This is a genomic window from Gemmatimonadota bacterium (assembly GCA_009692115.1).
Classification (GTDB): domain Bacteria; phylum Gemmatimonadota; class Gemmatimonadetes; order Gemmatimonadales; family GWC2-71-9; genus SHZU01.
This window is the reverse complement of the sequence record SHZU01000005.1, coordinates 1-24,383: the sequence shown is the minus strand read 5'-3', so window position 1 is coordinate 24,383 and position 24,383 is coordinate 1. Positions and strand designations below refer to the sequence as shown.

Sequence of the window (24,383 nt, the reverse complement as noted above, 5' to 3'; positions counted from 1 at the left end):
ACCGCCCTGGCGGCCGTTCCGCCTCTGGGCTCCGGGTTACACCGGCAGGGGCACCCGCTCGCTCTCGCTGATCCGGCTGACGTCTACTTTGGTGACCACGCCCGACTGATCGGTCTCGGAGACATTGGCGAAGCGGGCCCCCCAGACGATTTCGTCTCCCGGATAGGATATCCGGGTGGGCACGGTCTGGCCGAAGACCTCCTCCACCGCGGTCAGCAGCACGAACAGCTCCGGGGCCCGGGCCGCCAAGCCCCCCGCGTCCCAGCCAAAGAACGGGCTTTCGCTGGTAATGGGATGGACGATGGTCCAAGTGGTCGGCATGAAGACGACGTCGTTCCGTTCCAGGCTCAGTGGTTTGAAATCACGACCGGACCCATCGGCCTTGAGGAGCGAAATGTTGATCACGGCGGCCACCTGGATCAGCTGGTGGTCAGGAGGTAGTTGTACACCCCAACCGATTCGATAAACCGAAGCCCGACTCGCCGGGCCGAGAACGTCCCGTCTCGCTGCAGGAGCCGGCTTCGACCCGAGCGGCTCAAGACCCCGCCAAACCCTAGGTCGGACGGGGGAAGGCTCGGAGTGGCGGGAATCCGTTCCGGCTCGGTCATACCGCGGAGATCAGAGGTACCGCTCTTTGAGTACCTGGAGGTGGTGGGTCACGTGACCCGCCAGAATGTGGGCCAGCGCGCGGACCGAGACTTCTTTCCCGCTCGCGATGCCGCGGCGGGTCCGGGCCTCGACCGGCAAGCCGGACAACAGGGCCAGGCTCCCGCTCCGGACCGCGACCCACTCGTCGACCAGGCTCGTCAGGGACCGAGCGTTGAACTGGCCGGGTTCAATCCACCCGTTTTCATCGAAACTGGGGAGCGGCGTGGGGTCAGCCCTGGCAAAGCTCACGATCCGGTAGGCAAAAACCCGCTCAGCGTCGAAGAGGTGCCCGACACACTGCTTGATGGTCCATTTACCGGGGGCGTAGGCGAACAGGGCCTTTTCTTCGGACAGCGGCCGGAGGAGGTTCATGACCTCAGGGATCTGCTCCGCCATGATGGTCAAGAGATCGCCGGCTGGCACCTTGTTGATATAGCTCCCGTAATACGGCGCGAACTCGTCGTCGGCGGGTCGATCATACTTGGTCGTTGTCATGTTACCGTCTCACGAAGCGAAGATTTTGAACCCGGCCGGCTCCCAAGCGGAAGCCGTCGGCGCGGCCGTTCTCGGCTCGCGAAAACTTCAGGATGATCCCCATCGGCCCCGTGAACTCATCCTTCCCGGTGGGCCGCAACGTAATCGGCGCTCGCTCTCCGACGAGGGCCGTCAGACCGGAATCGCTGGCGGTCAGGCGGTAGGTCACGTCGAGTTCCTGACTGTAGTAGGCCCCGGCGACGGCGGCCAAGTCGGCCGCGGCGGCGGGCACGGCCGGCTTGGTGGTGCTGCCGGGGCCTCCTTGGGCGGTCAGCTGAATCGGGCCGGGCTTGGCGCCGATGAACACATCGGCGACTTGTTGGCCAAGAGCGATGGTGTTGGCGGTGGCGACATTGCAGAGCAACGCCAGGGAGAGTCGCCGAGCCGGCCAGCGCGCCAGATAGGTCCGATAGCCACCGGTGGCGCCGCTGTGCGAGATCTCGGGCTCGCCGCGGTACGACGTCATGAACAGGCCGGCGGCGTAGTCGATCTCCTTACCGGCGGTGAGCCGCCCCTGTTGCTGCATCAGGTTGACCCACGGCTGGCCGCCGATGGTTGGGTGGGTCAAGTGCTCGTTCCATTTGAGGAGATCGCCGACCGTGGTCAGGAGGCCGCCCGCGCCATAGACGCTCATGAACGGCATGTCGACCCGGTAGCTCCCGCGGTCGGTCCGGCCGTAGGCCGTGACCCGGCCCGGCACGACCCGATTCCAGTCGTCCCGCCACTGAGTGTGGGTCATGCTTAACGGCTTGAAGAAGACGTCTTGGGAAACTTGGGCCAGCGGCTGCCCCGTTACCCGCTCCACCACTTCGGCCAGCAGCAGGAACCCGGAGTTGCTGTAGAGGAACGCCGAGTTCGGCGGAAAATTGAGCTCCTGTTGCCGGTACACCATCGCGAGGGCCTGGTCCATCGTGTAGAGATGGGTTCCCGGTTCGACGCCGGCCAGCGAAAACAGGGTCCACATGTCGCGGATGCCGCTGGTGTGATTCAATGCCATCCGAACGGTGATCGGACTCCCGTAATCGGGAAGCTCCGGGACGTATTTGCGGATCGGGTCGTCCAGACTCAACTTCCCCTGAAGCGCCAAGTACGTGATGACCCCGGCCGTGAATTGCTTGCCCACCGAACCGGACTCGACCACCGAGAACTCGGTCATCGGCGCTCCCGATTCGAGACTGGCCATGCCATAGCCCCGCCGGAAAATCGGGCTGCCGGCCCGGTCGAGGCCGATCGAGCACCCCGGCGCGTCCGATCGATTGAGCCCAGCAAATACTTGGTCGATCATAGCCGCGGTGTCCGCCGAGATCTGAGCACTGATCCGGACGGGTACCACTAGCAACACAGCAACGAGCCATCGCATCGGTGAGCTCACGGGGTCGGTTTCGATTCCGGTAAAAGGGTGACTCGAACGTAATTCTTCCGGTCGAGATACCGAAGGGCCGCCTGTTTCATCCGCTCCGGTGTCAGCAGGGGCAAGAGATCACTCGAATCGAGAATCACCTTCGGATCATCGCCGTTCTGGTCAACGGCCGCCAACTGGCCGAGCCAGAAGCCGTTCTCCTTGAGGTCGGTTTCGCGCGATCGAATCGTCGTTTCGCGGATCTTGGCCAGGTCTTTCTCGGTGGCACCCTGCTGTTGCAGGGTGTCGATCTGGGCAAATACCGCGGCCAGCAATTGGGGGACCCGATCGGGAGCCGATCCGAAGCTCACGCTCACGGTGTATTCCTCCCTGGGAATCCGGCTCGGCGCGGGGGTAACCGAAACGCCGTAGGTGCCGCCGAGTTCCTCGCGGAGCTGCTCGCGGAGCTTGATGTCCAGCACGTCGGCCAGGCTCCGGAGGACGAACCGTTCCTGTCGCGAGAACGAAAATGGCCCGGAGAAAACCAGCTCGGTCTGACTCTTGGGTTCGATGCCCCGCCGGACCTCGCGTTCCACCACACCGGTCGGCGGCTTGATCCCGAGATCGCGCCATCGCTCGCCCCGCCGGGTGGCGGGGAGGTTCCCGAGGTAGTGTTCCACCAGCGGCTTGACCTGTTCCAGGGTCAGCGATCCGACCAGCACGAAGGTGAAATCGCCGGCATCACTGAACCGGTCGCGGTATACCGCCAACGACCGGTCGAGGTCGAGCGAGTCGATGATGACCGGGGCCAGCGGCCGGCTCCGGGGGTGATGGCCCGACATCGTCGCCACCAACGTATCGCGGAGTGCGATGGCCGGGCTCGCGCCCCGGTTGGCCAACTGGGCCCGGGCGTTAGTCTTGAAGGCCTCGAAGGCCTGCGGGTCCCGCCGGGGCGCGGTGAAATAGAGATAGGTCAGCTGGAACATCGTTTCGAGGTCCTGGGGCGAGGCTTGGCCGCGGATGCCCTCCTGATACGCGCCCAGGAACGGGGCCACGAACACCGATTTTCCGGCGAGCTTCTTCTGCAGCTCGATCAAACTGAAATCAGCCAAGCCTCCGAGCGACACCAACTGGGTGGCGAAGACGGCGGCGGTGAAGAGGCTGTCGGGCGTGAGCGAGTTGCCGCCGGGGCTGAACCCGGAGAACAACACTTCATCGGCCTTGAACGTGGTCGGTTTGACGATGACCCGGATCCCGTTCTCGAGAGTCCACCGGGTGACGCCGAGCAAGGAGTCCCGGGTCTCACTGACCACGGGACGATTGACCAGCCCGGCCTCGACTAACGGGGCGGCGGAGACCGTCTCCTGATAGGCCGCCACGTCGGTGCCCCGAACCCGGTCGAACAAGGCCAGCAACTCCGCGGCAACCGGCACCTTGACGCTCGGCTTTTCCGGCGCGTTCACCAGCAGAATTCGGTCCTTCAACTTGAGCCATTCCTGCGCGGCCCGATTCACTTCCGGCAAGATCACCGTTGGAAGCATGGCCTTGATCATCGCAAACTCGGCCGCGATCCCCGGCGATGGGTCACCGGTCAGGAAGTGCTGAATGTACTCCTCGACGAAGGAGCCCGACTCGGTCTTGTCGCGCTCGGCAAAGGCTTGTTCGTAGCTTCGGAGGTAGTCCTGTTTGGTGCGCTCGAGCTCCGGGCCGGTAAAGCCATGGCGGTCGACCCGCTCGACTTCGGTCAGAACCGCGGTCAGGCCCCGAAGAATGCCGGTGTCGGCCACCGCGGCACCGAGTGAAAAGGCCTCGGTGCCCCGGACGAAACGGCCCGGCCCGCCGCCGGCCCCGATGAAGGGCGGGTTCGGCTGTTGGGAGAGTTCGGCCAGCCGCTGGCCCAGCATCGAGGCGTAGAGCTCGCCGACCAGCGATTTCCGATAGGCCGCGCGGCTCGGATCGACCCGTCCGGGGCGAAGGTAGTAGGCCCCAACCGACGTGCTGGTCGCCTCGGCGTCGGTGGCAATCGCGACGGCCGTGGAATCGCGGGCCGGCACCGAGTATTCGACCCGGGGCCGCCGGACCCGACGGGCGGGAATCCGGCCAAAGTGGGTTCGGATCAGCTGAATGATCTGCCGGGGCTCGAAGTCGCCGACGGCCACCACCGCCATCAGGTCGGGCCGGTACCAGTCGCGGTAAAACCGGGTCAGCGCCGCGGGGTTGAACCCTTCGAGGGACTCCTTGGTCCCGATCGGCAGCCTGTCCTTATATCTAGAACCCCGAAAAATGACCGGAAACTGCTTCTTCTGCATCCGGTTGTCGGCGCCCTGGCCGAGCCGCCACTCCTCGACCACCACGCCGCGTTCCTTCCGGACTTCCGCGGTGTCGAAGCTGATGCCGTCTGCCCAATCCTCGAGGATTTGAAAGCCCTTCCGCACCAAATGGGCGCTGTCGGTGGGCACCAGCAGCTGGTAGATCGTCTCATCGAATCCGGTACTGGCGTTCAAGTCGGCGCCGAACCGCATTCCGATCGCTTCGATGTAATCGACCAGCGCCTGCTTCTTGAAGTTCCGGGTGCCGTTGAAGGCCATGTGTTCGACGAAATGGGCCAAGCCCAACTGATCGTCGTCCTCCATGACCGAACCGGTGTTGACCACCAAACGGAGTTCGGCCCGCTTTTCCGGACGGGTGTTCTTCCGGACGTAGTAACGGACCCCGTTCGGCAGCCGGCCGGTGGTAACGGCGGGGTCGAGCGGGAGGCGGCCGGCCGGGGCGGCCTGGACCAGGGCGAGCACGAGCGACAGAGTGAGCACGGGCAACTCAGGGCAGGAGAGAGAAAGCGCGTTGGCTGGTGGCGGTGGTGCCGCCGGCTCGTGCTTCCAGACGAAGAAGATACTGACAGGGTTTCTGGGTGCGGAGGTCGAGTCCGAAGGGGCCGCCGGACAGGGAGTCGCGGGTTGATCCGGTGGCTTTCCGATCGATCAAGACCACCTGCTCGGGAGAGCCCCGGTGCCTGCCGTAAAGTGGAAACACGGCAACGCGCTCCACGTCGTCCAAATCACGCCACACGCCCGCGACTACGATCGGAAGTCGGTGTCGGCGATCGGACTCGAAGCCCTCTTGGGCGCTCCGGGCCCGGCTGACGGCTCGCCCGGAGTCGGGCGCCAGGAGTTGACTCGGGTGTGGTGGTTGGGCGGCGAGCACCGCGAGGAGCAGCCAATCCATCGCGATCAGCGAAAGAGATGCTGGTACCGGCGTTTGAAATCCGCCTTGCGGGCGGCGGCGTCGGTGCCGGCCAGACCTCGGCAGCGCTGGGCGGCGTGGGCGTCCCATCCTTCGGGCCAGGACTTGAACACGAGAGTGCGGCAGGCCGGGCAGCGGACTTTTCGGCCCACGACGAGGGAGGCGCTCAGTTCCTCGCCGTTCAGGATGGTGCCGCCTTGGTCGGTGCGAGGCAGGAGCGACGCTTGTTCGATGACCGGTTCGAGCGGGGTCGTCGCGATCAGGGCTTCGAGCCCGAGGGCGCAGGCCGCCTGGAGGACGTCCCGAGAAACTTGGGGATACCGGCGGTTGAACTCCTCGAGCGATCCGCCACGGTCCAAGTGATCGACCAACGCCTTCACCGGAACCTTGGTCGCGGCGAAGACGGCGGTGCCTTGGCGGACGCCGGGTGCCCGGCTCACGACCTGGTGCAGCGCCCGCACGGCAAATCCCTACTGCGACCGGAGCGAGCGGGCGACCAGACCGAGTCCAGCCGCCAGGGCGCCGAGCATCATCAGGGTATTCAAGAGGCTGGTTGGCTGGAAGAAAAGCCGGAGGTTGGCGATGACGCCGACCAAGATGATCAGCATCCCGCCGAGGGCCAGGAACCACCCAGCAGCCGACTTGCCGCTGAAGAACAGGATGCCGATGCCGATCAGGAGCGGAATCAGCGACAATCCGAAGGCGTTGTAGCCGTAGACGGACCAGTAATTGGTGGTGACGGTGACTTGGCTCAGGACGAGGTAACCGCCCCCGACGACCAGGGCCAAGCCGCCGAGGGTGCCGCTGGCGCCGTTGGTGCGGACAGGATCGGTCATGGGGCCGCTTTCACCGCCAGGGGAATGGTTGCATCTTGGAGACAATGCTAACGCGAACTCGCCCGTTGGTCGAGGTAGCCGTCGATTCGGTGGCTGCGGCTGTCATGGCGGCCGGATTGGGGGCCGACCGGCTTGAACTCTGCCAGGATCTCGAGCTGGGCGGGACGACGCCGAGCTTGGGGTTGATCGAGGCGGTCCGGGAGCGGGTGACGATCCCAATGGCGGTGATGATCCGGCCCCGGGGCGGGGAATTTGTTTATGGCCTGGATGAGATGCTGGTCATGACGGCAGACATTGGGCATGCGATCCGGGCCGGGGCCAACGGCGTGGTGGTTGGGCCATTGAACGCCGGCGGCGGGATTGACCGGGAGGGATTGAAGCGGTTGGTGGCGGCGGCCGGGCCGGTGCCGGTGGTGTTTCATCGGGCGTTCGATTCGGTGGCGGAACCGATTGAGGCGCTCGAGGTTTTGATGGCGGATGGCGTGGCTCGGCTGCTGACGGCTGGGGGAGGGGCTTCGGCCTATGAGGGGCGGGGCGTGATCGGTCGGCTGGTCAGGCGGGCGGGGACCGACCTAACGGTGATCGCGGGCGGCGGGGTAATGGCGGCGGAGGTCGTCGGGTTGGTGGAGGCCACCTCGGTGCGGGAGGTCCACCTGTCCGGGATTCGGCTGGAGCGGGTGGCGGACGGGGTGTTTGGGATGACGCCGGTGCCGAATCCTGGTCGGCTGAGTGGAGTCATCGAAGCGCTGGGCCGGTGAAGAAGACGCGATTGATGGTTCTGGCCGTGCTTGCCGGGTTCCTCGCGGCCGGGCCAGGGCCAGCGGTCGCTCATCGTCGGGGTTGTTCGTGATCCGAGTGGCGCCCCGATTGCGGATGCGGAAGCCGTCGTGCTCCACGGCAAGAGCCAAGACCGGGCCAATGACCGGGGGTGGTTCGTGCTCGACTCGCTCGAGGCCGGCGCTGACCTGCTGATCGTCCGGGCGATCGGTTACCAAGTTCAGCGGGTGCCGCTCACGCTCGGCGTTGCCGACACCCTGGAACTCGCAATCGTGCTCAGGTCGCAGGTCCAGGTCTTGCCCAAAGTCATCGTGAAGGCGTTTGGCCGGAAGCTCACGGGGATCGCAGCGGTTTCGGCGCGGCGGATGATGCTGAATGGGGCCCCGGCCTCGGGGCTGGTTACCCGAGAGGATATTAAAACCTGGGGCAAGTTCGATTCGGCCAACGTCCTTCGGCGAGCCGGGCTCCGAGTCGTTGGAGACATTGCGTACTGCGCCGAGCGGGGCGACCTCAGCATGATGGTGTTCCTCGACGGCGCCCCGATCTATCTCCACCCCGCACAGGACGGACTCGGCGTCAGCGTTCGGTTACTGCCGCCTGAGCAGGTCGAGGCCATTGAAGTCTATCGATCCGTTGCGGCCCGGCCCGTGACTACCGGGAGCCCCTGCGGACCGAGCTCGAGCACATGCGTCACGAACAACGCCGAGCCTAGGAAGGCCAAGCGCGGCTCATTCGAGCCCCAAGTGCTTGAGCACCTCGGGCGGGGGACCATCGAACCTCGGAAGTGCGACGTTGCCGATGTACTGGAGGTCCTTCATCCCTTCGGTCGTCGTGTAGAACCCCGTGGCCGCCAGATCTCGGACCAAATCGAAGAACCGGGCCGCCACTTTGAACCTCGGCTTCGCCTTGGGTTCGTAGCAAATGTCGTCACAAATCCGGTTCCGCTCCACCTCCGTCAACGCCGCAAACGCCTTCCGGAACCGACGAGCCGCCTCGGCGTCGAGCCAGAGGAGCCCCGCGCGGATCTGCGCCAGTCCGCCGCGCTGGTAGTCATATGGCGCGCTGGCCCACTCGTTGATGAAGTCCGGAACTCCGACCTGGCTCGCCGCCGGGCTTTTCTCGTCGGCCGGGATGATGGTGTCGCAGAGGGCCGTCAAGACGGTCAGTTCCTCGGCCGTCATCACCTTGGCCCACGGGGTTTTGGGTTGCACCAGGTCCGGATCCGAGGGCGTGCCGGCCGGCCCGGTCCACGGCGGCCCTTCGACCGGTGCCGACGGCGTCTCGGCCGGCCGGCATCCCGCGCTCTGGGCCAGGATCGGTAACGCTGCCGCCGATCCGCCTAACGTCTTCAGGAGCAAGCGGCGATCCATCAGATGGCCCCCCGTTTCATTTCCGCCAAGATGTGATCGGTGGTCCGCCAGGCCAGGGCCAGAATCGAGATCGTCGGATTTTTGTCGGCGTTGGACACGAACGGTGCGCCATCGGTCACGAACAAGTTCTTGACGTCCCACGACTGGCAGTGGGCGTTCAGCACCGAGGTCCGGGCGTCGTCGCCCATCCGCACGGTGCCGACCTCATGGATGATCTGGCCCCCCTTGGCGATCACCTTCGACCCGTCGGTCTCGACCTTGCCGCCCACTTTCCCCCCCATGCCCTCGATGATCTGAGCAAAGGTCTTGACCATATGGGCGGCCTGGTTGGTCTCGTGAGCACTCCACTTCCAGTGGAACCGGAGCACCGGAATGCCCCATTGGTCCACCACCGTCGGGTCGAGTTCGCAGTAGGAGTCGTCGTTCGGGATCATCTCCCCGCGGCCGTCGAAATACACGAAGGAGCCGTAGTACCGCCGAGCTTCCTCTTTGAACCGCTTGCCGTAGGCGCCGTTGGTGTAGTTCTCGAGACCCCAGAAAATTCCGGCGTCGGGCATGTCGCGGCCGCCGCCGAACTCGACGTGATAGCCGCGGGCAAAGTCGAGTTTGCCGGCCGCCTGCTCCTGGTAGAGCCACCAGGGCGTGTACATGTGGAGCCGGCTGGTGCCTTCGTTGTTGTGGGGCGGGAGATGCTCGAGCGCGGGGATCTGCCCTCCGATCCCGGCCCCGACCGTGTCCATCAACCCTTTGCCGACCAGCCCGGTGCCATTGGCGATGCCGTCCGGAAACAGCGGGGATTTCGAGTTGAGCATGATCCGGGCGGTTTCGCAGGCGCTCGCGGCCAGCACCACGATTCGAGCCCGGGCGTGCTGATCGGTGCGGGTGGTCTTGTCGATATAGTTGACCCCGGTGGCCCGGCCCCGCCCGTCGACCGTGACCTCCCGGACCATGGCGTTGGCGATGATGGTCAGGTTGTTGGTGGCCATTGCCGGCGGAATCAGAACCGTCGTTGACTGAAAATTGGCCTTGATCGAGCAGCCGCGGCCGCAGCCGGTGGCGTAGAAACAGGCCTGCCGGGCTCGCATCGCATCCCGGACCACCCGCTGCGCGAGCGGGTTCCCCGGAAAGAGCTTGGCCGGCCACCGATCGGCGTCCTGCTTTTGGGTCAGGACCGCAATCGGCGCCGGAATGACCGGAATCCCGAGCGGCCCGCAGGTCTTCTTGGTCAAGAGGTCAAAGGCCCGGGGCTTCGGGGGCGCCATCTGGCTGCCGTTCCTGGATACCGGCGTGTTCTCCAGGCTCTGGTCGTGGGCGTAGACCCCGATCAACGCTTCGGTCTTGTCGTAGTAGGGCTCCAGCTCGTCATAGGTCAGCGGCCAATCGATGCCTAACCCGTCGCGCGAGCGGGGTTTGAAATCATAGGGCCCCATCCGGGGCGCAATCCGGCCCCAGTGATTGGTCCGCCCGCCGAGCATCCGAGTTCGCCACCACATGAAATCGGACCCGGGCGCCACCGTGTAGGGCTCACCGGGTACCCGCCAGCCACCGTCGACCGTCGCGTCATAGAAACCGAACGGTTTGTCGGCGGTGCCGTCGCCCCGGAGCGGAGCGTCCTTGGGCAATTGGAACATCGGTGTCTCGCGGACCGGATCGTAGTTCCGGCCCGCTTCGAGCAGAAGGACCTTGAGGCCGTTGACGGCGAGTTGAAACGCGGCCATACCGCCGCCCGCGCCGGAGCCGACCACAATGGCGTCATACTGCTGCTGTTTCAATGACGTTGCCTCCTATTGAGATCCGCCGGCCGCTTTGAGAAATCGCTCGGTCAGCACTTCCAGCCGATCGTCGCCCCGTTCGACGGCCTCGCCGAGAATCAACCGCATCGGTGCCACCAACCGGCTGTCGCCCCACAGGTGACCGGTGGCCTCCTCGGCGCTGGCGGTGTCGCCTTGGTTGGCGCCGGCCAAGAGGGCCCGGGCGGCGGCGAGCGGAAAGCCGGGATCGTCCGAGGGTGGCAGTGGATATCTCGGGGGCGGGCCATCGCTGTCTTCTTTGGTAAATGCTCGTGACACCGCGACGCCTCCGGTTGCTCCAATCTATTGCTCCGGAACCGAGGGCGATACCTTTTCCCGATGCATATCCTTCGTCAGTGGGTCCTCGGGCTCGGCGTTCTCCTGGGGTTCTCCGCTACCCCGGTTCAGAGTCAAACCCGGGCTTATCGGTTCGGGAAAGTTGTGACCGGTTCCGGCCCGGTCATCGAGAATGGCGTGGTCGTCGTCGCCGGCGACCGGATCGAGCGGGTGGTGCCCGCTGGTTCGGCCGGGCTCCGGGGTATTCCGGTGACCGATCTCCATCGGTGGACGGCGGTTCCCGGTCTAATCGATGCCCATGTCCATATCACCTATTGGTGGGACCGAAAACCCGGGACCAAGCCCTGGGACCAGCTCGATAAACGCCCGGCGCCCACCTTGTTGGTCCTGGCCCAGGAGAACCTCCGGCGGACCCTCGAAACCGGGGTGACCACGGTTCGCGATCTCTACGCCCCCGACAAGACCAGCATCTACCTCCGCGACCTGATCAACGACGGCCGGGTGGTCGGCCCGCGGATGTTCGTGGCGGGTTGTGGACTGGTGAAGAAACCGGACGGGACCTTTTGCGGCGCGGTCGGCCACGGCGCGGCGGCCGTCGCGGCTGGGGTCATCGGTCAGATTGACCAGGGCGCCGACCTGATCAAGATCTTCGGGTCGACCGGCAGTGCCGACGATCTGTCCGGCACGCCAACCTTCACCTACGACGAGTTCAAGGCGGCGGTCGACTCGGCCCACGGTCGAGGCAAACGGGTGACCGTGCACTCCTACGGTCCCGAGGCCGCGAAGGACGCGGTCAGGGCGGGGGCGAAGTCGATCGAACATGCGGTCGATCTCGACAACGAGTCCCTGGCCGAGATGGCCCGGCGCGGAACCATTTACGTCCCCACAATCGACCACAACCGATATTATGCCGACCACCGGGCCGAGTATGGATACTCCGAGCAGAACGCCGCCGACTTGCGGGCGTTCGTGGTGCGGAACCTCGAGACCGCGCGGCGGGCCCACCAGGCGGGCGTCCGACTGGCCATGGGCTCGGATGCGGTATTCACCGGATTTGGCGAAAACACCCTGGAGCTGGAGTGGTTTGTGAAAGCCGGGCTTAGCCCCGCCGAAGCCCTGGCCACCGCCACCACCACGGGGGCGGTGCTGGTGGGTCAGGACAGCACGTTAGGCCGACTCGCGCCTGGTTACTATGCCGATATCGTCGCGGTCGAGGGGAATCCGCTTGCCGACATCACGGCCATTACTCGGCGGGTTCGCTGGGTCATGAAGGGCGGCCGGGTTGTCGTAGACACCGAAGCGTTGGACCCTCAGGTCCGCCGCTCCAGCCGCGCGGCGTCGGCCTCGAGGGCATCGACGAAGATGGCTCGAAACAACAGGCCCAGGCGCGAGGAATAGCGCCATCGCCCGGGCAGAGCCTCGCCGGCGAGGGTGGTTTCGAGCGTGCGAGATGTGGCGAACCGGGGTCACGACGTGAACTTTCAGGACTCGTACACCCAGCGCCCCCCGACCATCGTTCGCTCGATTGGAATCGTCACCAGCGAACTCGGTGGTTCCCGATACGGATCGCGGCCCAACACGACCAGGTCGGCCAGCTTGCCGCTTTCGAGTGAGCCCTTGAGGTGTTCTTCGTACGAGGCGTAGGCGCCGTGCACCGTCGCCACTCGGATGGCCTCGTCGACGGTAATCTTCTGACGGGCGCCCCAGACCGTGCCTTTCATGTCGGTGCGAGTCACCATCGACTGCAGCCCCATCATCGGTTCGAACGGCCCGGGCGGGTAGTCCGAGGCAAAAGTAGGGCGAATCCCGGCGTCGAGAAAACTCCGGAGCGCAAACATTCGGTCGAGCCGGGCCGCCCCGTACTCCTTCATCTTCTCGCCATGCCAATAGACGTAGGTCGAGAACGGGGTTGGGATCGCGCCGATGGCCTTGATCCGGCGGACCAAATCCTCGTTGATCAGGGTACAGTGCTCGAGCCGGAACCGGGGGTCTTTCCTCGGATACTCTCGTTGGAGTCGTTCATAGAGGCCGAGCACCATGTCGATGGCGACATCGCCGTTGCTATGAACCCCGATTTGAAGATTGGCGCGGTGGGCCTTTTCGAGCAGCGGCCAAAGTTCCTCGGGCTGGCTGACCAGGATGCCGAAGTCGCTCGGCCGCCCGGTGTAGGGCTCGGACATCCGGGCGGTCCGCTCCGAGATCGAGCCGTCGCACACCGCTTTCATGCCGCCGAGCCGGACCCATTCGTCGCCCGCGCCCTGCCGGAGGCCGGCGGCAATGATCTTGTCGATTTCACTCGAATAGATGAGCCCGTAGACCCGGGTGCCGAGATCGCCGGCGGCCCGGGCGTCTTGGTAGGCTCGCCAATCGGCGATCGACGCACTCGCGTCGTGAACCGAGGTAATGCCGGCCTTCGCCAACATCTTTGAGATGATCTTGACGCCCGTCTGCCGGTCGGCCGGGGTCTCCTTGACCGGCACGATCCGGCTGACCAGATTGACCGCGGTTTCCGCCAACCGCCCGCTCGGCGCGGCCGAGGCGTCTCGATCGATCATGCCACCGGCCGGGTCCTGGGTCGACGCGGTGACCCCCGCTCGGTCGAACGCGATCGAGTTGCAGTAGGCCGTGTGGCCACCGCGATGCTGGATGAACACCGGATGATTGGGGGCCGCGAGGTCGAGGTCCGCCCGCGATAACGGGCGGCCCTCGACGGTCTTGGTGTCGTCGTACTTGAAGCCAAGCACCCACTCGCCGGCCGGAGTTTTGGCGGCACGTTCCCGGACTGCGGCTTGGATCGCGGCAATCGAACGCAAGTCGCAGTCAATCCGGACCAAATGTTGGAGACCCGAGTCCGCCGGGTGAGAATGGGCGTCGATGAACCCCGGCACCACGGTCTTCCGGGCGAGGTCGATCCGTTTGGTGAGCGGCCCCGCCAGCCGCCGGATCTCCTCGTTGCTGCCCACCGCCAGGATCCGGTCACCCAAAATCGCGAGCGCCGTGGCTCGCGGCCGCGCCGGGTCCATGGTGACGATGTTGCCGTTGACGAGAATCGTGGCCGGCTGTTGCCACTTGAGTACGCCGAACGGAACGGCGGCCAAGGAGGCAACGAAATCGCGACGATGGTAGGTCATTTGGTTTCTCCTGCGCGGTAGCGCTTCACGGCAGTTCGTTCCACGTCGGCGCGGGTAAACGCTACCGGTTTCAAGTCACCGAGCGCAAACCGCTCGGCCTGATCGGCATACAATGGAGAGTCGACCCGATTGGACTGGCCGTAGGCCAGGACCGAAAACGCGCGCGGCACGTCGCCGAACTCGACCACCAAGATCCAACCGTCGCCGCCTTGGGCGGATCGTTTCCCGTCGGGCTCGTCTCGGAACGAGAGGACTCGAAAACAGCCCAAGTCGCCCGAGCAGCCACCGACCGGAATGTCCCGCCCGCCGAGCCGGATGCGATGGGCCTCACCCCAGGCTACGTCGATCCGGCCATACCGCCTCAGCACCGAATCCGCGGCCACTGTGAGCGCGGCCACCGCCTCACTCGGATTGGCCAATCCCCGCGGGGTGCTGATCGGCTCGGTAATCGACCACTCCACGGCAAACGGCTGCTTGACTCGGGCGGTGTAGTGGCGCCACCAGCTCTCGAACAGGACGCCCCCGCGCGACTGCGGCGCCACCGACCGGTCCCAGGCCGCCAGGACCGCCACCGCATCGGCCGGAGGAGCCGGCACGGCCGACTCCGCCGCGCGGAGCAACTCGGGAAGCATCCGTTCGGCCAGCAGCATCCGATAGCTGTGCTTGGTTCGAATCACATCCTCGAGCGAGAATTTGTCCTCGGGATATCGAATCATGTCGAGCGCGTGCTGGCTTCGCAACCGGAGACTCGGCCGCTCGACGTTGGGCGGAAACCGGGCCGGATCGAGCGGTGCTTCGAGATTGGCGAAGTGCGGCGAGTCGTTTTCGTTGTGGAGGTAGCCCGTGGCCGGGTTGGTGACCATCGGCATCGAATCCCAGGGCACCAGGCGCGAGAACATTCCGCGGCGGGTCCGAGCCGGTACGATGAGCGAGTCGCCCCCGGGCGGGTGAGGCAACGCGGGCAGCGCCCCGTTCCAGACATAGAAAATGTTCCCGGCCCGGTCGGCGTAGGTCAGGTTGGACGTGGTCCGGGCCCGGATCTTCATGGCCGCTTGCCATTCGGCCAACGAGGTGGCCCGCATCATCTTCAAAAACTGCTCGCCGCCCCGCCACTCGCCCGCGCTGGCGGTTTTCAGGATGTAAGCCGTGCCGTCTTTCCGGCCGATGACCGGTCCGAACGGCGAAGACCAGACCTCCCGGGTCTCGCTCCCGGCCGCAACCAGGGTCTTGGTCAGCGGTACCGGTCGCCCGTCGACAATGATCCGGTCTTGCCGCCCCCGGGCCAACGGCACGGCGTAGAGTTCGTCATTGTCCACCGCGTTGTTGGTGGTGGCCCATCCCAAATCGCGGTTGAACCCGCCCACCACCGCGAAGGCTCCCCCGATTCGGAAATCGCCGTAGAAGTCGAGCTGGCCGGGAATGACGAGGTGGGCTTCGTAGTAGCCGGCGTCCCAGGACAGGTGTGGGTTCCGGAGCAGGATGGCTCGGCCCGAGGCAGTGCGTGAAGGCGCGAAGGCCCAGGCGTTGGACCCTTCGTCGTCATTGCGAGTGGCGGGTGGATTGGTCTTCCGGTTGAGCAGCCGCCGGGCTCCGCTGATGTCGGGAGCGGCTATTTCGCGGGCCAGAACGTCCCAGCCTTGAAACACCGGCTCGATTTGCGGGGCGAACTCAGTGGGGTGCCGGGTCACGTAATCGTTGATGGCCTCCGCAAACCCCTGGTACATCTGGCGGGTGGGAAGTTCCAATCGCGGCCACACCAGCTTGGCGAGCGCGTGAATTGGCCGGCGGGCGAAATCCTGTGCGAGGCTGTCGGGGCCGTAGACGAGGCCCATCTCACCCCGACCGCTGATCACGGCGTTGACGACCCGGACTCCGTAGTCTTCCAGTTCGACCCAAGCGAGACCATAGCCGGCCTGCCGAAAATCGGCGGCGTAGATATGGGGAACCCCGTGCTCGGTCCGAATGATCTCCGGACGGGCTTGGGCCCGGCCCTCGCTTCCGGACAGCGCGAGCGCCAGGCCGGCGGTGGCCACCAGCGTAGTCGGGTTCATGGCCGGATCGGCTTGTCGTCCTGTTTCAGGGCATCGGGAATCAGCCAATGCCCGGTGCCGTACGATTTCTGCCGGGGCCAGACCTCGTTCAGGGTCTCGTCATCGTACACGACGCCACCCTTGACCACATACATGATGTCGGCGGTGTTCCGGATGTTGTCCAGCGGATTCGTGTTCAGCACCATGAAGTCGGCCAACTTGCCGACTTCGATCGAGCCGAGATCCTGCTCCTTGCCGATGAATCGGGCCCCGTGGAGGCTTGCCACCTCCAAGGCTCCCATCGGTCCGAGCGCCGAGGCGGCCATCCAGGTTTCCCAGTGGGAGCCGAGTCCGTTGTGTTGGCCGTGAGCGCCGATGGTGCCGAAGCCGCCGGCCGCGATGATATCGGCCAAGCCTTGAGCAATCCACGGGAAGCTGTAGTCGGTGGCCGGCCGCATCATCCGTTCCCGGGTCTGCGGAATGAACTGCATCCACGGGATGAACCGGCGGGTCTTCTGATCTTTCCAGACTTCGGACTCTTGATACCAGTACTCCTCGTTCCAGGGGCCCGGGCCGCCCACCATGAAGGTCGGCGAGTAGGTGGCTTGGGCCTTCCCAAGGAAGGTGGTGAAGTCGCCATAGAGCGGGGTGTAGCTCATCGGGTGTTCGAACCCGGTATGCCCGTCCATGATCATGCCTAACGTGTACTCGAGGTTGTCGTTCTCGGATGTAACTTGGAGGCCGACTTTCCGGGCCACCTCGGTGACCCACTGGCGCTGTTCGCGCCGGGGTTGGAGATACTGCTTGAGCGACACCGCGCCCCAGCTCGCCAGTTTCTTGATGCCCGCCTCGGCCACCTCATACGACGTGAAATCCTCTTGGCGTGACCCGTCGCCGGCGTAGAGCGGATCGCCGGTGCTGAACACCCGCGACCCGATGATGGTCCCGGCATCGACCATCTCGGCGGTGGGGAAGAGGTTCTCGGACCACATCGACGGATCCATCGTCGTGGTGATGCCGTAGGCCAGGAAGATGGCCCCCTCGTAATTCTTCTGCGGAATGATTCCCCGGTGCTCGCGGTAGTTGTGGGAATGCACGTCGATGAAGCCGGGAACGATGGTCTTCCCGCCCGCGTTGAAGACCCTGGCGCCGGCCGGCACCGGGCAGCGGCCCACGCAGCTGATCCGGCCACCGCGCACCACCACGGTACCGGTGACGACCTGCCGCTTGGCCAGAGTGATGATCCGGGCGTTGGTGAACGCCGCCGTGCCAGCCGGAATGTCGCGCGGGACGACCAGTTTGATCTCGGTGGTGTCGGCCCGCTTGGTGTCGACGCCGTAGGTGAAGTAGCGACTCGCGCTCCCGAACTCCACCGTGCTGTTGTCCCGCCACCGTGGGAAGAGCCCGCCTTCCTTGCTGAGTTTCGTGGTCGGGAGCTTGGCCCGGGCCCGGTCGATCCGGACCGGCGCGCTTCCGCTCCCCGCATACGGAAACGGCGTCACATAGACGTTGTCTGATTCCTGGAACGCGATCCACTTCCCATCCGGCGAGGCAACCACTTCGTCGGCGTAGGGGAAGGTGAAATGGGCCCGGCGGTCGAGGCCGTCCGGCCGGATCGAGAACAGGGTCGACTCGAGGCCGGTGGCGGTGGCGGCCAGTTGGGGATAGAAGATCCGTCCCTCCGGGCCATAGGAGGCCCGGACAATCTGACTCCGGATATTGTTGAACGCGCTCCCGGCATTGCCGTCGAGCGAGGAATTGACCCGGGCCACGAAGTTGGTCGCTCCGCCGGCCGCCGGCACTCGGACCAAGTCCCAATAGGCGTTCCACACCACGCCGCGGCCCCGCCGGCTTTCGCCCGCACCGCGCGCCACGACCAACTCGGCGCCGTCCTGACTCCAGGCCGGGTTGATGTACTCGGCTGGCTGGCGGGTCAGCGCCTCGGGGGTGCCGCCGCTGGCTCGGATTCGGTAAAGGTGGCCGCCGATCGAGTCGGTCCAACTGGTAAACGCGATCCATTGTCCGTCCGGCGACCAGGCCGGGGCGTATTCAAACGGCTCGAACCCGGCCCCGGTCAGCCGGCGCGGGGTCCCGCCGGGCCGGTCCATCAGCCAGATCCGGCCGACCGCCTGGAACGCCAGTTTCTTCCCGTCGGGCGAGGCCGTTTGCCACCGTGTAAAACGGACTGGAAACGGATCGTCGGTAATCCGGCTCTGGGTGTTGGCCAACTCCGAAATCGTCCGATCAACCTTGGCGGTGAAGGGAATGGTGGAGACGGTACCCGAGGCCACGTCGAGCCGCCGAATCTGGCCGCCCTGAGTGACGACGATCGTCCGCCCGTCGGCGCTCCACGAGTAGCCCGGGAACGGCCGGAGCACCTTCCCGCCCTCGACCATGTCTTGTTCCACCGGGTCCATGGCCAATCGCTCGGCGCCGGTTTCCAAGTTCCGGAGCCAGAGCGCCGAGCGGGGGCCGAAGGTGTGCCCCTTCCAGGAAATCGTCCCGTCCGGAATCCGCCGGACGAACGCCAGCCACGTGCCGTCGGGTGAGACCTCGGGCGCAGCCATCCCGCCGCTCGAGGTCTGGACCTGTTGCGACTGCTCCCCGAAGGAGATCGGGATGATCTCGCCGGTCTTGAGGTCGAGCCGCCGGACCTGGGCCGAGCCGCCGAGGAAGTCCGGCCGGCCGCCATACCCAGCCTGCCACGAACCGGCGGAGGCTTGATAGTAGAGGTACCGTCCGTCGCGGGAGACGCTGGGCCACGTTGCGCCGGGTTGCCGGGAACTGGCCAGCAACTCGACGCCGGTGCCGCCGTCCTTGTGATACATCCAGAGTCCGCCGCTGCCGGGTTGCCCGCCGGTGGGCAGCCCTTGGCGGACCACCACGATGTACTGGCCGTCGGGGGTCCACGCCGGCATCGACACCCGGACCGCATTGTCAGTGAAGACCGCTCGGGGTTCGGTGCCGTCGGCGTTCATGACCCAGAGATTGTTCTGGCCTTTTCGATCCGAGACGAAGGCAATCAGCTTCCCGTCCGGGGAGATCCGCGGGTGGGTGTTGATGGCGATGCCGGTGCCTTGGGTCAAGGCCGTGGCCGGTCCGCCGGTGGCCGCCATCCAGTAGATGTGGCCGAGCAAGTCGAACGCCAGCCACTGGCCATTGGGGCTTTGGTCGACCGACATCCAGGTGCCCTCGGTGGTGGTGAAGGCGATTGTCCTGGTTTTGCCGCGGGGTTGGGTGACGTCCCAGGTGGCTTTGTCTTGGGCGGCGAGGTTGCCGACGAGCAGGACAGCGGCCAAGGCACCGGCGAGGGCGGATCGGTGGTTCATGCGGATCTCCGAGGGCGGAACGGTGGTGGCGCGAATACCGCCAGGGAAGAATCTAGAGCGGACCGGCTGGCGCCGCCACGCCGCCGAAGCCCAATACCAACCTCCTGACGATAGTCGTTATAACGACCATATCTCGGCATGACAAGAACGATCGCCGAGGTTCTGAAGCGGGCCAAGCCGTTTGCGTTGCCCGAGCAGGAAGCCTTGCTCGGCTTGCTCACGGTCGCCGCCCGTCTCAACGAACCATGGGTCAAGGTCCTCAAGAGCACCAGCAGTCTGACCGCCAGCCAGTACAACGTCCTCCGGATTCTCCGGGGCTCCCATCCAGCCCGGCTGGCAGGCAGCGACATCGCCTCCCGGCTGATCGACCGCGATCCTGACGTGACCCGGCTACTCGAGGCCATCATTGCAGAACTGGGCACGGATCCCTGAATAATCAAACGGCGGCCCGTGGTGCAGTTGCCCTGTCGCGTTGGAGGAAGCGTCACATGTCAGACCAGAAGATCATCGCGGTCTCACCGACTGCCGCCTCGTCTACCTCTGGGCCGACGGGGTGTATGTGAAAGCCGGGCTCGACACCAGCAAGGCCGCGCTCTTCGTGCTGATCGGCACCGATGCCGATGGGCAGAAGCACGTCCTGGCCGTCACCAGCGGGCAGCGGGAATCGACGGAGAGCTGGGCCGCTGTCCTCCGCGACCTGAAGCGGCGTGGTCTCTCGGCGCCGAAGCTCACGATCGCCGATGGCCACCGTCTACCCCGAGGGCGCGGAGCAGCGCTGCTGGAATCCCAAGCTCCGGAATGCCCCCGACGCGGTGCCCAAGAAGCACCAGCCCGAGGTCAAGGCCGCGCTCCAGACGATCGCGCGGGCCGACTCGAGCGGCATTGGACGCGGATGACGGCGGACTACGCCTTCCCCGCCGAGCACTGGCCCCATCTGCGCACCACTAACGTGATCGCATCGCCGTTCGCCGCGGTCCGGCTCCGCCCGTCGGCCGCCCAGCGCTTCAAGTACGTCGAGAACGCCACGGCGCTGCTCTGGAAAACTTTGCTGGTCGTCGAGAGCCACTTCCGGGCGCTGAACGCGCCCCACCTGTCCGGCGCACCCGACGCGCGCCCCGCCATGCTCCGGGAACTTCCGAATCGCGCGCCCTACCTCGCGCCCATGACGTCTCGAAACTTCGCCGTGTCCAAGTACTGCTGGAACCGGGTTGCCTTGCCGTCCTTAACGTCCCAGACGTGGCACACCTGCACGTCCATGCTCTTCCCGGTCGCCTTGTACGTTCCGCTGTAGCGGGCTTCGACAATCACGCTGCCGCCAGCATCGTGGAACAACTTCGGATGGACGGCGAACCCGTCCCACTCTGTGCCCAGTCGCACGAACAGATTGTTCAGGATGGCGTCCGGCCCAACCCATGCTTCGCCGCTTGGCATGTACGGGTTGCTTTCCGCCTCATGCCAGTGGATGTCAGGACTCATCCCACCAAGAACGGTCGGGACCTCTCCGCGGCCAAACGCCTCGTAGAGATTTTTCACGAGGTTCACGTTGTCCATACTCTCTCCTCTGATGTGAATTGCCGTGCACCGGTGATTCGGCGGTTCCGTTCAGCGGCACCCCGGGCTATTCAGACACCAAACGCTCTCACGCCCCAACCGGTCGTCTGGCTAACTTTGTTTTAGACCGCCTCGCGGAGCCGGACGGTCGAGCGGCCGACCGCCGCTTAGCGAAGATACCGAGCGAGGAACGCGATCACCAGCTCGACATTGGCCGGCGTGGTGAACGACGGGCCTCCATGCCCGTCCTGTGGGAAAAGCGTCCAGCTCGACCGCGTCGTGTCACTCGTCAGCGCGCGCAGGCCGTCGCGCAGACGCACGCTTTGACGCGTCGGCACCATGCAATCCCGGCCGCCATGCTGCAAGAGGAAGGGCGGGTCGTCGACCGTCAGCCACGTCACCGGACTGGCATCGCGGGCCACGATGGGCACGCTGGACGGCCGCGCGCCAAGAAAGAGGCCCTCCGGGGAGGTGGGACTGTCATGCCCGGTGCCGCCAAACAGCGGACAGCCCTGCGCAGCGTTGTCGGTATCCATCGTCAGTATCTCCGTTGGTGCGAACCAACTGACGACGGCTTGCACCCGGGCCGACTGCGCACTGTTCCCGAGCGCGGGGTCATCAAACATCGCGATGTCACCGGTTACGCCGACCAGCGCGGCCAAGTGCGCGCCTGCCGAGCTCCCCCAAAGCGCTACCCGGTCGGGCAGCAGCGCGTACCGCGCCGCATTCGCTCGCAGATGGCGAATCGCGGCCTTCACATCTTGGACCGCAGCCGGGTAGCGCGCGACCCCGCTGAGCCGATAGTTGAGTGAGGCGAGCGCAAACCCGCGAGTCGTCAGTAGTTGGACCGAGAGCGTATCAAGGACCTTATCGCCTTGGAACCAGCCGCCGCCATGGATCCAGATCACCAGCGGAAAGGGGCCGGCCCCCGTGGACGGAAGATACAAATCGAGCTTCTGCGCCGGATCCAGCGCCGCATAGACGACGTCCAGCTGCTGCCGCACGAGGACGGGCGAGGTCAATCCGCCAGGCGATTCGGTGGCAGCCGCGCCACAGGCCAGCGCGAGCACGCTCCCCAGAATCGTGAGCACGGCGCGCCACGATCGACCAACGATTCGGCTTTCAAGCATGGCCATCCCTTGCGGTGGAGATGTTCTAACGGATCCAGCTTCTGCTGCGGGCGCGCCATCGGGGCTGAGCGGCCGCGGCAACGATCAATCACAACATGGCGCCGCGGCCGCGACTTGGCGAGCGGCGAGCCGCGCGCCCGGCTGCAGCAAGCTGTGGTTAGGCGGCAGTTCGCACGTCAGAGTGGTCGGCTCCGAGTTGTGACCACCACGTTGCAAACGCTGTGCATGCTGTCACGGCGCCATCACCTGTTGCATCAGGCCGGCAGGATCGCCAAACGCGAACAAGTGGGCCGCCTCGGGCTCGATGTGCAGCGTCGCTCCCGGAACCTCTGCAGCTACGTAGCGCGCGATATCGACCACCACGTTGGCATCCCGCTGTCCGTGCCAGACTCTCACCGGCACGCGAACCTGGGAGAGATCGAAGCCCAGCGGGCGGCCGTACAGGCCCATCTCGTAAACGAAAATGCTCATGCCTTGACGCATCGCGTCGAGAGCTGGCGGACCGAAGGACAGTTCGCGCATCTCACGGCGCTCCAGTACGCGGCGGTCCGCTTCGGGCCTCCCTTTGAGCCGCCGTTGCAATGCCGCGTCGTTCAGTGCGCCCTGAGCGCGCATGCCGCGTTCCATCATCCACACGGCCAGGCGCGGCATGTGGCGCGTGAGCCAGAAGATCAGCCGGACGGACCGCGACATTTTCCTGAACAGCTCCGGTGGCACTGGGACCATACCGCAGACCATGACCACCCGCTCGATCCGGTCGGGGAGTCGGTAGCCACAAGCCAGTGCATAGCCCCCACCGCCGGACATGCCGGCGGCGCTGACGCGCGTCAGCTTCAGATGGTCGAGCAGCTCACGAACGTCGTCCACGTGGTTGAGGAAGGTGAGATCGGCCCGCGGATCGGAATGTCCATAGCCGGGCCGATCTGTGACGATCAGGCGGATCCCTGCCGTTCGCGCTGCGGCATCGAACCAGTACGCCTGGGATCGCCCGGTCCCGGTACCGGTCAGCAGGAGCAACGGCTTCCCCTGCGGGTCACCGACCTCTGCGTAGGCCAACCGGCGGCCGTCGCTCAGGGTCAATGATGCGAGAGACTGACTGGTGTTCATTTCGCTCATCGGTTCTCGTCCTTGTACACCGCGCCGTCGCACATGATCAGCGAAAGATGTCGACCCTGCGCGGCAAGCAGTTCGATGTCGTCCAGCGGATTGCCGCGGACGGCGATCAGGTCGGCCCGTGCGCCGACCCGGATGCAGCCGATCTCGCCGCTACGATTGAGAATCTCGGCGTTCGTGGAGGTTGCCTGCCGGAGAATCTCCAGCGGCGTGAAGACGTCCCTCCGCAAGCCGAACTCGGTGCCGTGACGGGTGTGCTGGGGACCGAGCAGGTCAGTACCAAATCCGATCTTGCAGCCGGCCTTCTTCATCCGCTCCATGCCGCTTTGCGCGTGACCGATCACCTCGCCGACCTTTCGCACGCTCGCCGCTGGCAGACCGTACTTGGCGCCATCTTCATGGAACGCGTAGATCACCGCCATGGTCGGCACCAGATAGGCCCCCTGCTCGGCCACGTAACGCGCGGTGGCGTCGTCGATCAGCGTGCCGTGCTCGATGGTGCGAACGCCCAGACGGACACTCCGTTCGATGGCGGCAGCCGGGTGACAGTGCGCGGCGACGTACCGGCCGTGGCGGGTCACCTCGTCGCAGATCGTGCGGATCTCATCGTCGGTGAACTGCAGGTTGTCGACGGGGTCGTTCGGCGAGGCGACGCCCCCGGAGGCTACGATCTTGATATGGTCGGCGCCGCGCCGCAGCTCGTCGCGCACCGCGCGGAGCACCGCGTCCGGGCCATCGGCCAGCACGGCCAGCTTCTGGTCGATGGCACCACAGTTACAGAGCAGGTGATCGTGGTCATCCTCCTGGCCGGGACGCCAATCGGCATGCCCTCCGGTGGTCGAGAGCAGCCGGCCGCCGTAGAACAATCGTGGCCCCGTGACCAGGCCGTTGGCCAGCGCCTGCGCCAGCCCGTAGTCGCCACCGCCAACGTCACGGATGGATGTCACACCGTAGCTGAGCATGTGACCCAGAAAGCCATGAGCATACTGCGCCAGGTAGGTCCATGGCCGGCGCATGTTGCTGGTCAGATTCAGCTCCGAGGCATACACATGCACGTGGGCGTCGATAATGCCGGGCATCAGGGTCTGCCCAGCCAGATCGATCTGCGTGGCAGTGGCCGCGGACAGCCGGGGAGCGATATCGACGATCCGGCCGTTCTCGATCACGACGTCGTCCTCGGTCAGGTTCGGACTGCTGCCGTCGAAGACGGCGGCATTCCTGAGCAGGTAGCTGGTCACCGTACCGATCCCTCTCCCCTCTGCCATGAC

At 65.5% G+C, this 24,383-nt stretch carries 21 protein-coding genes and 2 pseudogenes; 5 read left to right on the top strand and 18 right to left on the bottom strand.

All coding sequences use genetic code 11. From position 1 onward, the window contains the following. Positions 1 to 36 precede the first annotated feature (36 nt). The 8 genes and pseudogenes from EXR94_07260 to EXR94_07225 all read right to left on the bottom strand — a co-directional run bounded on the left by EXR94_07260 (position 37) and on the right by EXR94_07225 (position 6,597). Positions 37 to 414: a hypothetical protein gene (locus EXR94_07260; GenBank protein ID MSR02522.1), complete on the bottom strand. Its 378-nt coding sequence runs from the start codon at positions 412 to 414 to the stop codon at positions 37 to 39. Positions 415 to 419: 5 nt separating this feature from the next. Continuing rightward, positions 420 to 608 carry a hypothetical protein gene (locus tag EXR94_07255; GenBank protein MSR02521.1) on the bottom strand — a complete coding sequence of 63 codons (189 nt, stop codon included), beginning with the start codon at positions 606 to 608 and terminating at the stop codon, positions 420 to 422. A gap of 10 nt (positions 609 to 618) precedes the next feature. Then, positions 619 to 1,143 carry a DinB family protein gene (locus EXR94_07250; protein ID MSR02520.1) on the bottom strand — a complete coding sequence of 175 codons (525 nt, stop codon included), beginning with the start codon at positions 1,141 to 1,143 and terminating at the stop codon, positions 619 to 621. A 1-nt stretch (position 1,144) separates the two neighbouring features. Then, entirely contained in the window at positions 1,145 to 2,542 is a 1,398-nt protein-coding gene (locus EXR94_07245; GenBank protein ID MSR02519.1) for a class A beta-lactamase-related serine hydrolase, read from the bottom strand. Positions 2,543 to 2,550: 8 nt separating this feature from the next. After that, positions 2,551 to 5,337: an insulinase family protein gene (locus EXR94_07240; GenBank protein MSR02518.1), complete on the bottom strand. Its 2,787-nt coding sequence runs from the start codon at positions 5,335 to 5,337 to the stop codon at positions 2,551 to 2,553. A 1-nt stretch (position 5,338) separates the two neighbouring features. Further along, positions 5,339 to 5,743 carry a hypothetical protein gene (locus tag EXR94_07235; protein MSR02517.1) on the bottom strand — a complete coding sequence of 135 codons (405 nt, stop codon included), beginning with the start codon at positions 5,741 to 5,743 and terminating at the stop codon, positions 5,339 to 5,341. Positions 5,744 to 6,030: 287 nt separating this feature from the next. Continuing rightward, positions 6,031 to 6,222, bottom strand: a pseudogene (locus EXR94_07230) (DUF433 domain-containing protein). Positions 6,223 to 6,231: 9 nt separating this feature from the next. Then, on the bottom strand, positions 6,232 to 6,597 hold the full coding sequence (locus tag EXR94_07225; GenBank protein MSR02516.1) for a hypothetical protein: 366 nt from the start codon (positions 6,595 to 6,597) through the stop codon (positions 6,232 to 6,234). A 44-nt stretch (positions 6,598 to 6,641) separates the two neighbouring features. Between EXR94_07225 and EXR94_07220 the strand changes: the two genes are divergently transcribed. Next, the gene (locus tag EXR94_07220) at positions 6,642 to 7,355 is read left to right on the top strand and encodes a copper homeostasis protein CutC (GenBank protein ID MSR02515.1); all 714 of its coding nucleotides are present in this window, start codon (positions 6,642 to 6,644) and stop codon (positions 7,353 to 7,355) included. 30 nt (positions 7,356 to 7,385) lie between these two features. Continuing rightward, positions 7,386 to 7,652 (top strand): annotated as a pseudogene (locus EXR94_07215) (carboxypeptidase regulatory-like domain-containing protein). Between the two features lie 450 nt (positions 7,653 to 8,102). Here EXR94_07215 and EXR94_07210 read toward each other — a convergent pair. The 3 genes from EXR94_07210 to EXR94_07200 are packed head-to-tail and all read right to left on the bottom strand — an operon-like array spanning position 8,103 to position 10,813. Then, positions 8,103 to 8,744 (bottom strand): gluconate 2-dehydrogenase subunit 3 family protein, encoded by a 642-nt coding sequence (locus tag EXR94_07210; GenBank protein ID MSR02514.1) that lies wholly within the window; start codon positions 8,742 to 8,744, stop codon positions 8,103 to 8,105. After that, positions 8,744 to 10,516, bottom strand: coding sequence for a GMC family oxidoreductase (locus tag EXR94_07205; protein MSR02513.1), 1,773 nt, complete (start codon positions 10,514 to 10,516; stop codon positions 8,744 to 8,746). The genes EXR94_07210 and EXR94_07205 overlap by 1 nt, the downstream gene beginning before the upstream one ends. Positions 10,517 to 10,528: 12 nt before the next feature. Beyond that, positions 10,529 to 10,813 carry a hypothetical protein gene (locus EXR94_07200; protein ID MSR02512.1) on the bottom strand — a complete coding sequence of 95 codons (285 nt, stop codon included), beginning with the start codon at positions 10,811 to 10,813 and terminating at the stop codon, positions 10,529 to 10,531. Between the two features lie 60 nt (positions 10,814 to 10,873). Between EXR94_07200 and EXR94_07195 the strand changes: the two genes are divergently transcribed. Continuing rightward, positions 10,874 to 12,229, top strand: a complete 1,356-nt coding sequence (locus EXR94_07195) for an amidohydrolase family protein (GenBank protein MSR02511.1) — start codon at positions 10,874 to 10,876, stop codon at positions 12,227 to 12,229. 83 nt (positions 12,230 to 12,312) lie between these two features. Here the strand turns inward: EXR94_07195 and EXR94_07190 are convergent, their stop codons facing one another. Genes EXR94_07190 through EXR94_07180 form a run of 3 tightly spaced genes read right to left on the bottom strand, consistent with a single transcriptional unit; the run spans position 12,313 to position 19,321 of the window. Beyond that, on the bottom strand, positions 12,313 to 13,962 hold the full coding sequence (locus tag EXR94_07190) for an amidohydrolase (GenBank protein ID MSR02510.1): 1,650 nt from the start codon (positions 13,960 to 13,962) through the stop codon (positions 12,313 to 12,315). Continuing rightward, a complete protein-coding gene (locus EXR94_07185; GenBank protein MSR02509.1) occupies positions 13,959 to 16,013 on the bottom strand; it encodes a penicillin acylase family protein in 2,055 nt (684 codons plus the stop codon). The genes EXR94_07190 and EXR94_07185 overlap by 4 nt, the downstream gene beginning before the upstream one ends. Continuing rightward, entirely contained in the window at positions 16,010 to 19,321 is a 3,312-nt protein-coding gene (locus EXR94_07180) for a hypothetical protein (GenBank protein ID MSR02508.1), read from the bottom strand. The genes EXR94_07185 and EXR94_07180 overlap by 4 nt, the downstream gene beginning before the upstream one ends. A gap of 138 nt (positions 19,322 to 19,459) precedes the next feature. Between EXR94_07180 and EXR94_07175 the strand changes: the two genes are divergently transcribed. Next, positions 19,460 to 19,753 (top strand): hypothetical protein, encoded by a 294-nt coding sequence (locus tag EXR94_07175; protein MSR02507.1) that lies wholly within the window; start codon positions 19,460 to 19,462, stop codon positions 19,751 to 19,753. A 40-nt stretch (positions 19,754 to 19,793) separates the two neighbouring features. Then, entirely contained in the window at positions 19,794 to 20,612 is an 819-nt protein-coding gene (locus tag EXR94_07170) for a hypothetical protein (GenBank protein MSR02506.1), read from the top strand. Here the strand turns inward: EXR94_07170 and EXR94_07165 are convergent. The 4 genes from EXR94_07165 to EXR94_07150 all read right to left on the bottom strand — a co-directional run bounded on the left by EXR94_07165 (position 20,471) and on the right by EXR94_07150 (position 24,380). Beyond that, complete coding sequence (locus EXR94_07165; protein ID MSR02505.1) at positions 20,471 to 20,872, bottom strand: DUF4440 domain-containing protein; 402 nt, start codon at positions 20,870 to 20,872, stop codon at positions 20,471 to 20,473. The genes EXR94_07170 and EXR94_07165 overlap by 142 nt on opposite strands. 167 nt (positions 20,873 to 21,039) lie before the next feature. Further along, the gene (locus tag EXR94_07160) at positions 21,040 to 22,008 is read right to left on the bottom strand and encodes an alpha/beta hydrolase (GenBank protein MSR02504.1); all 969 of its coding nucleotides are present in this window, start codon (positions 22,006 to 22,008) and stop codon (positions 21,040 to 21,042) included. Between the two features lie 225 nt (positions 22,009 to 22,233). Next, positions 22,234 to 23,118, bottom strand: coding sequence for an alpha/beta hydrolase (locus EXR94_07155; GenBank protein ID MSR02503.1), 885 nt, complete (start codon positions 23,116 to 23,118; stop codon positions 22,234 to 22,236). Continuing rightward, positions 23,115 to 24,380, bottom strand: a complete 1,266-nt coding sequence (locus EXR94_07150; GenBank protein MSR02502.1) for an amidohydrolase family protein — start codon at positions 24,378 to 24,380, stop codon at positions 23,115 to 23,117. Before EXR94_07150 ends, EXR94_07155 begins: the two co-directional genes overlap by 4 nt. Between the last annotated feature and the right edge of the window lie 3 nt (positions 24,381 to 24,383).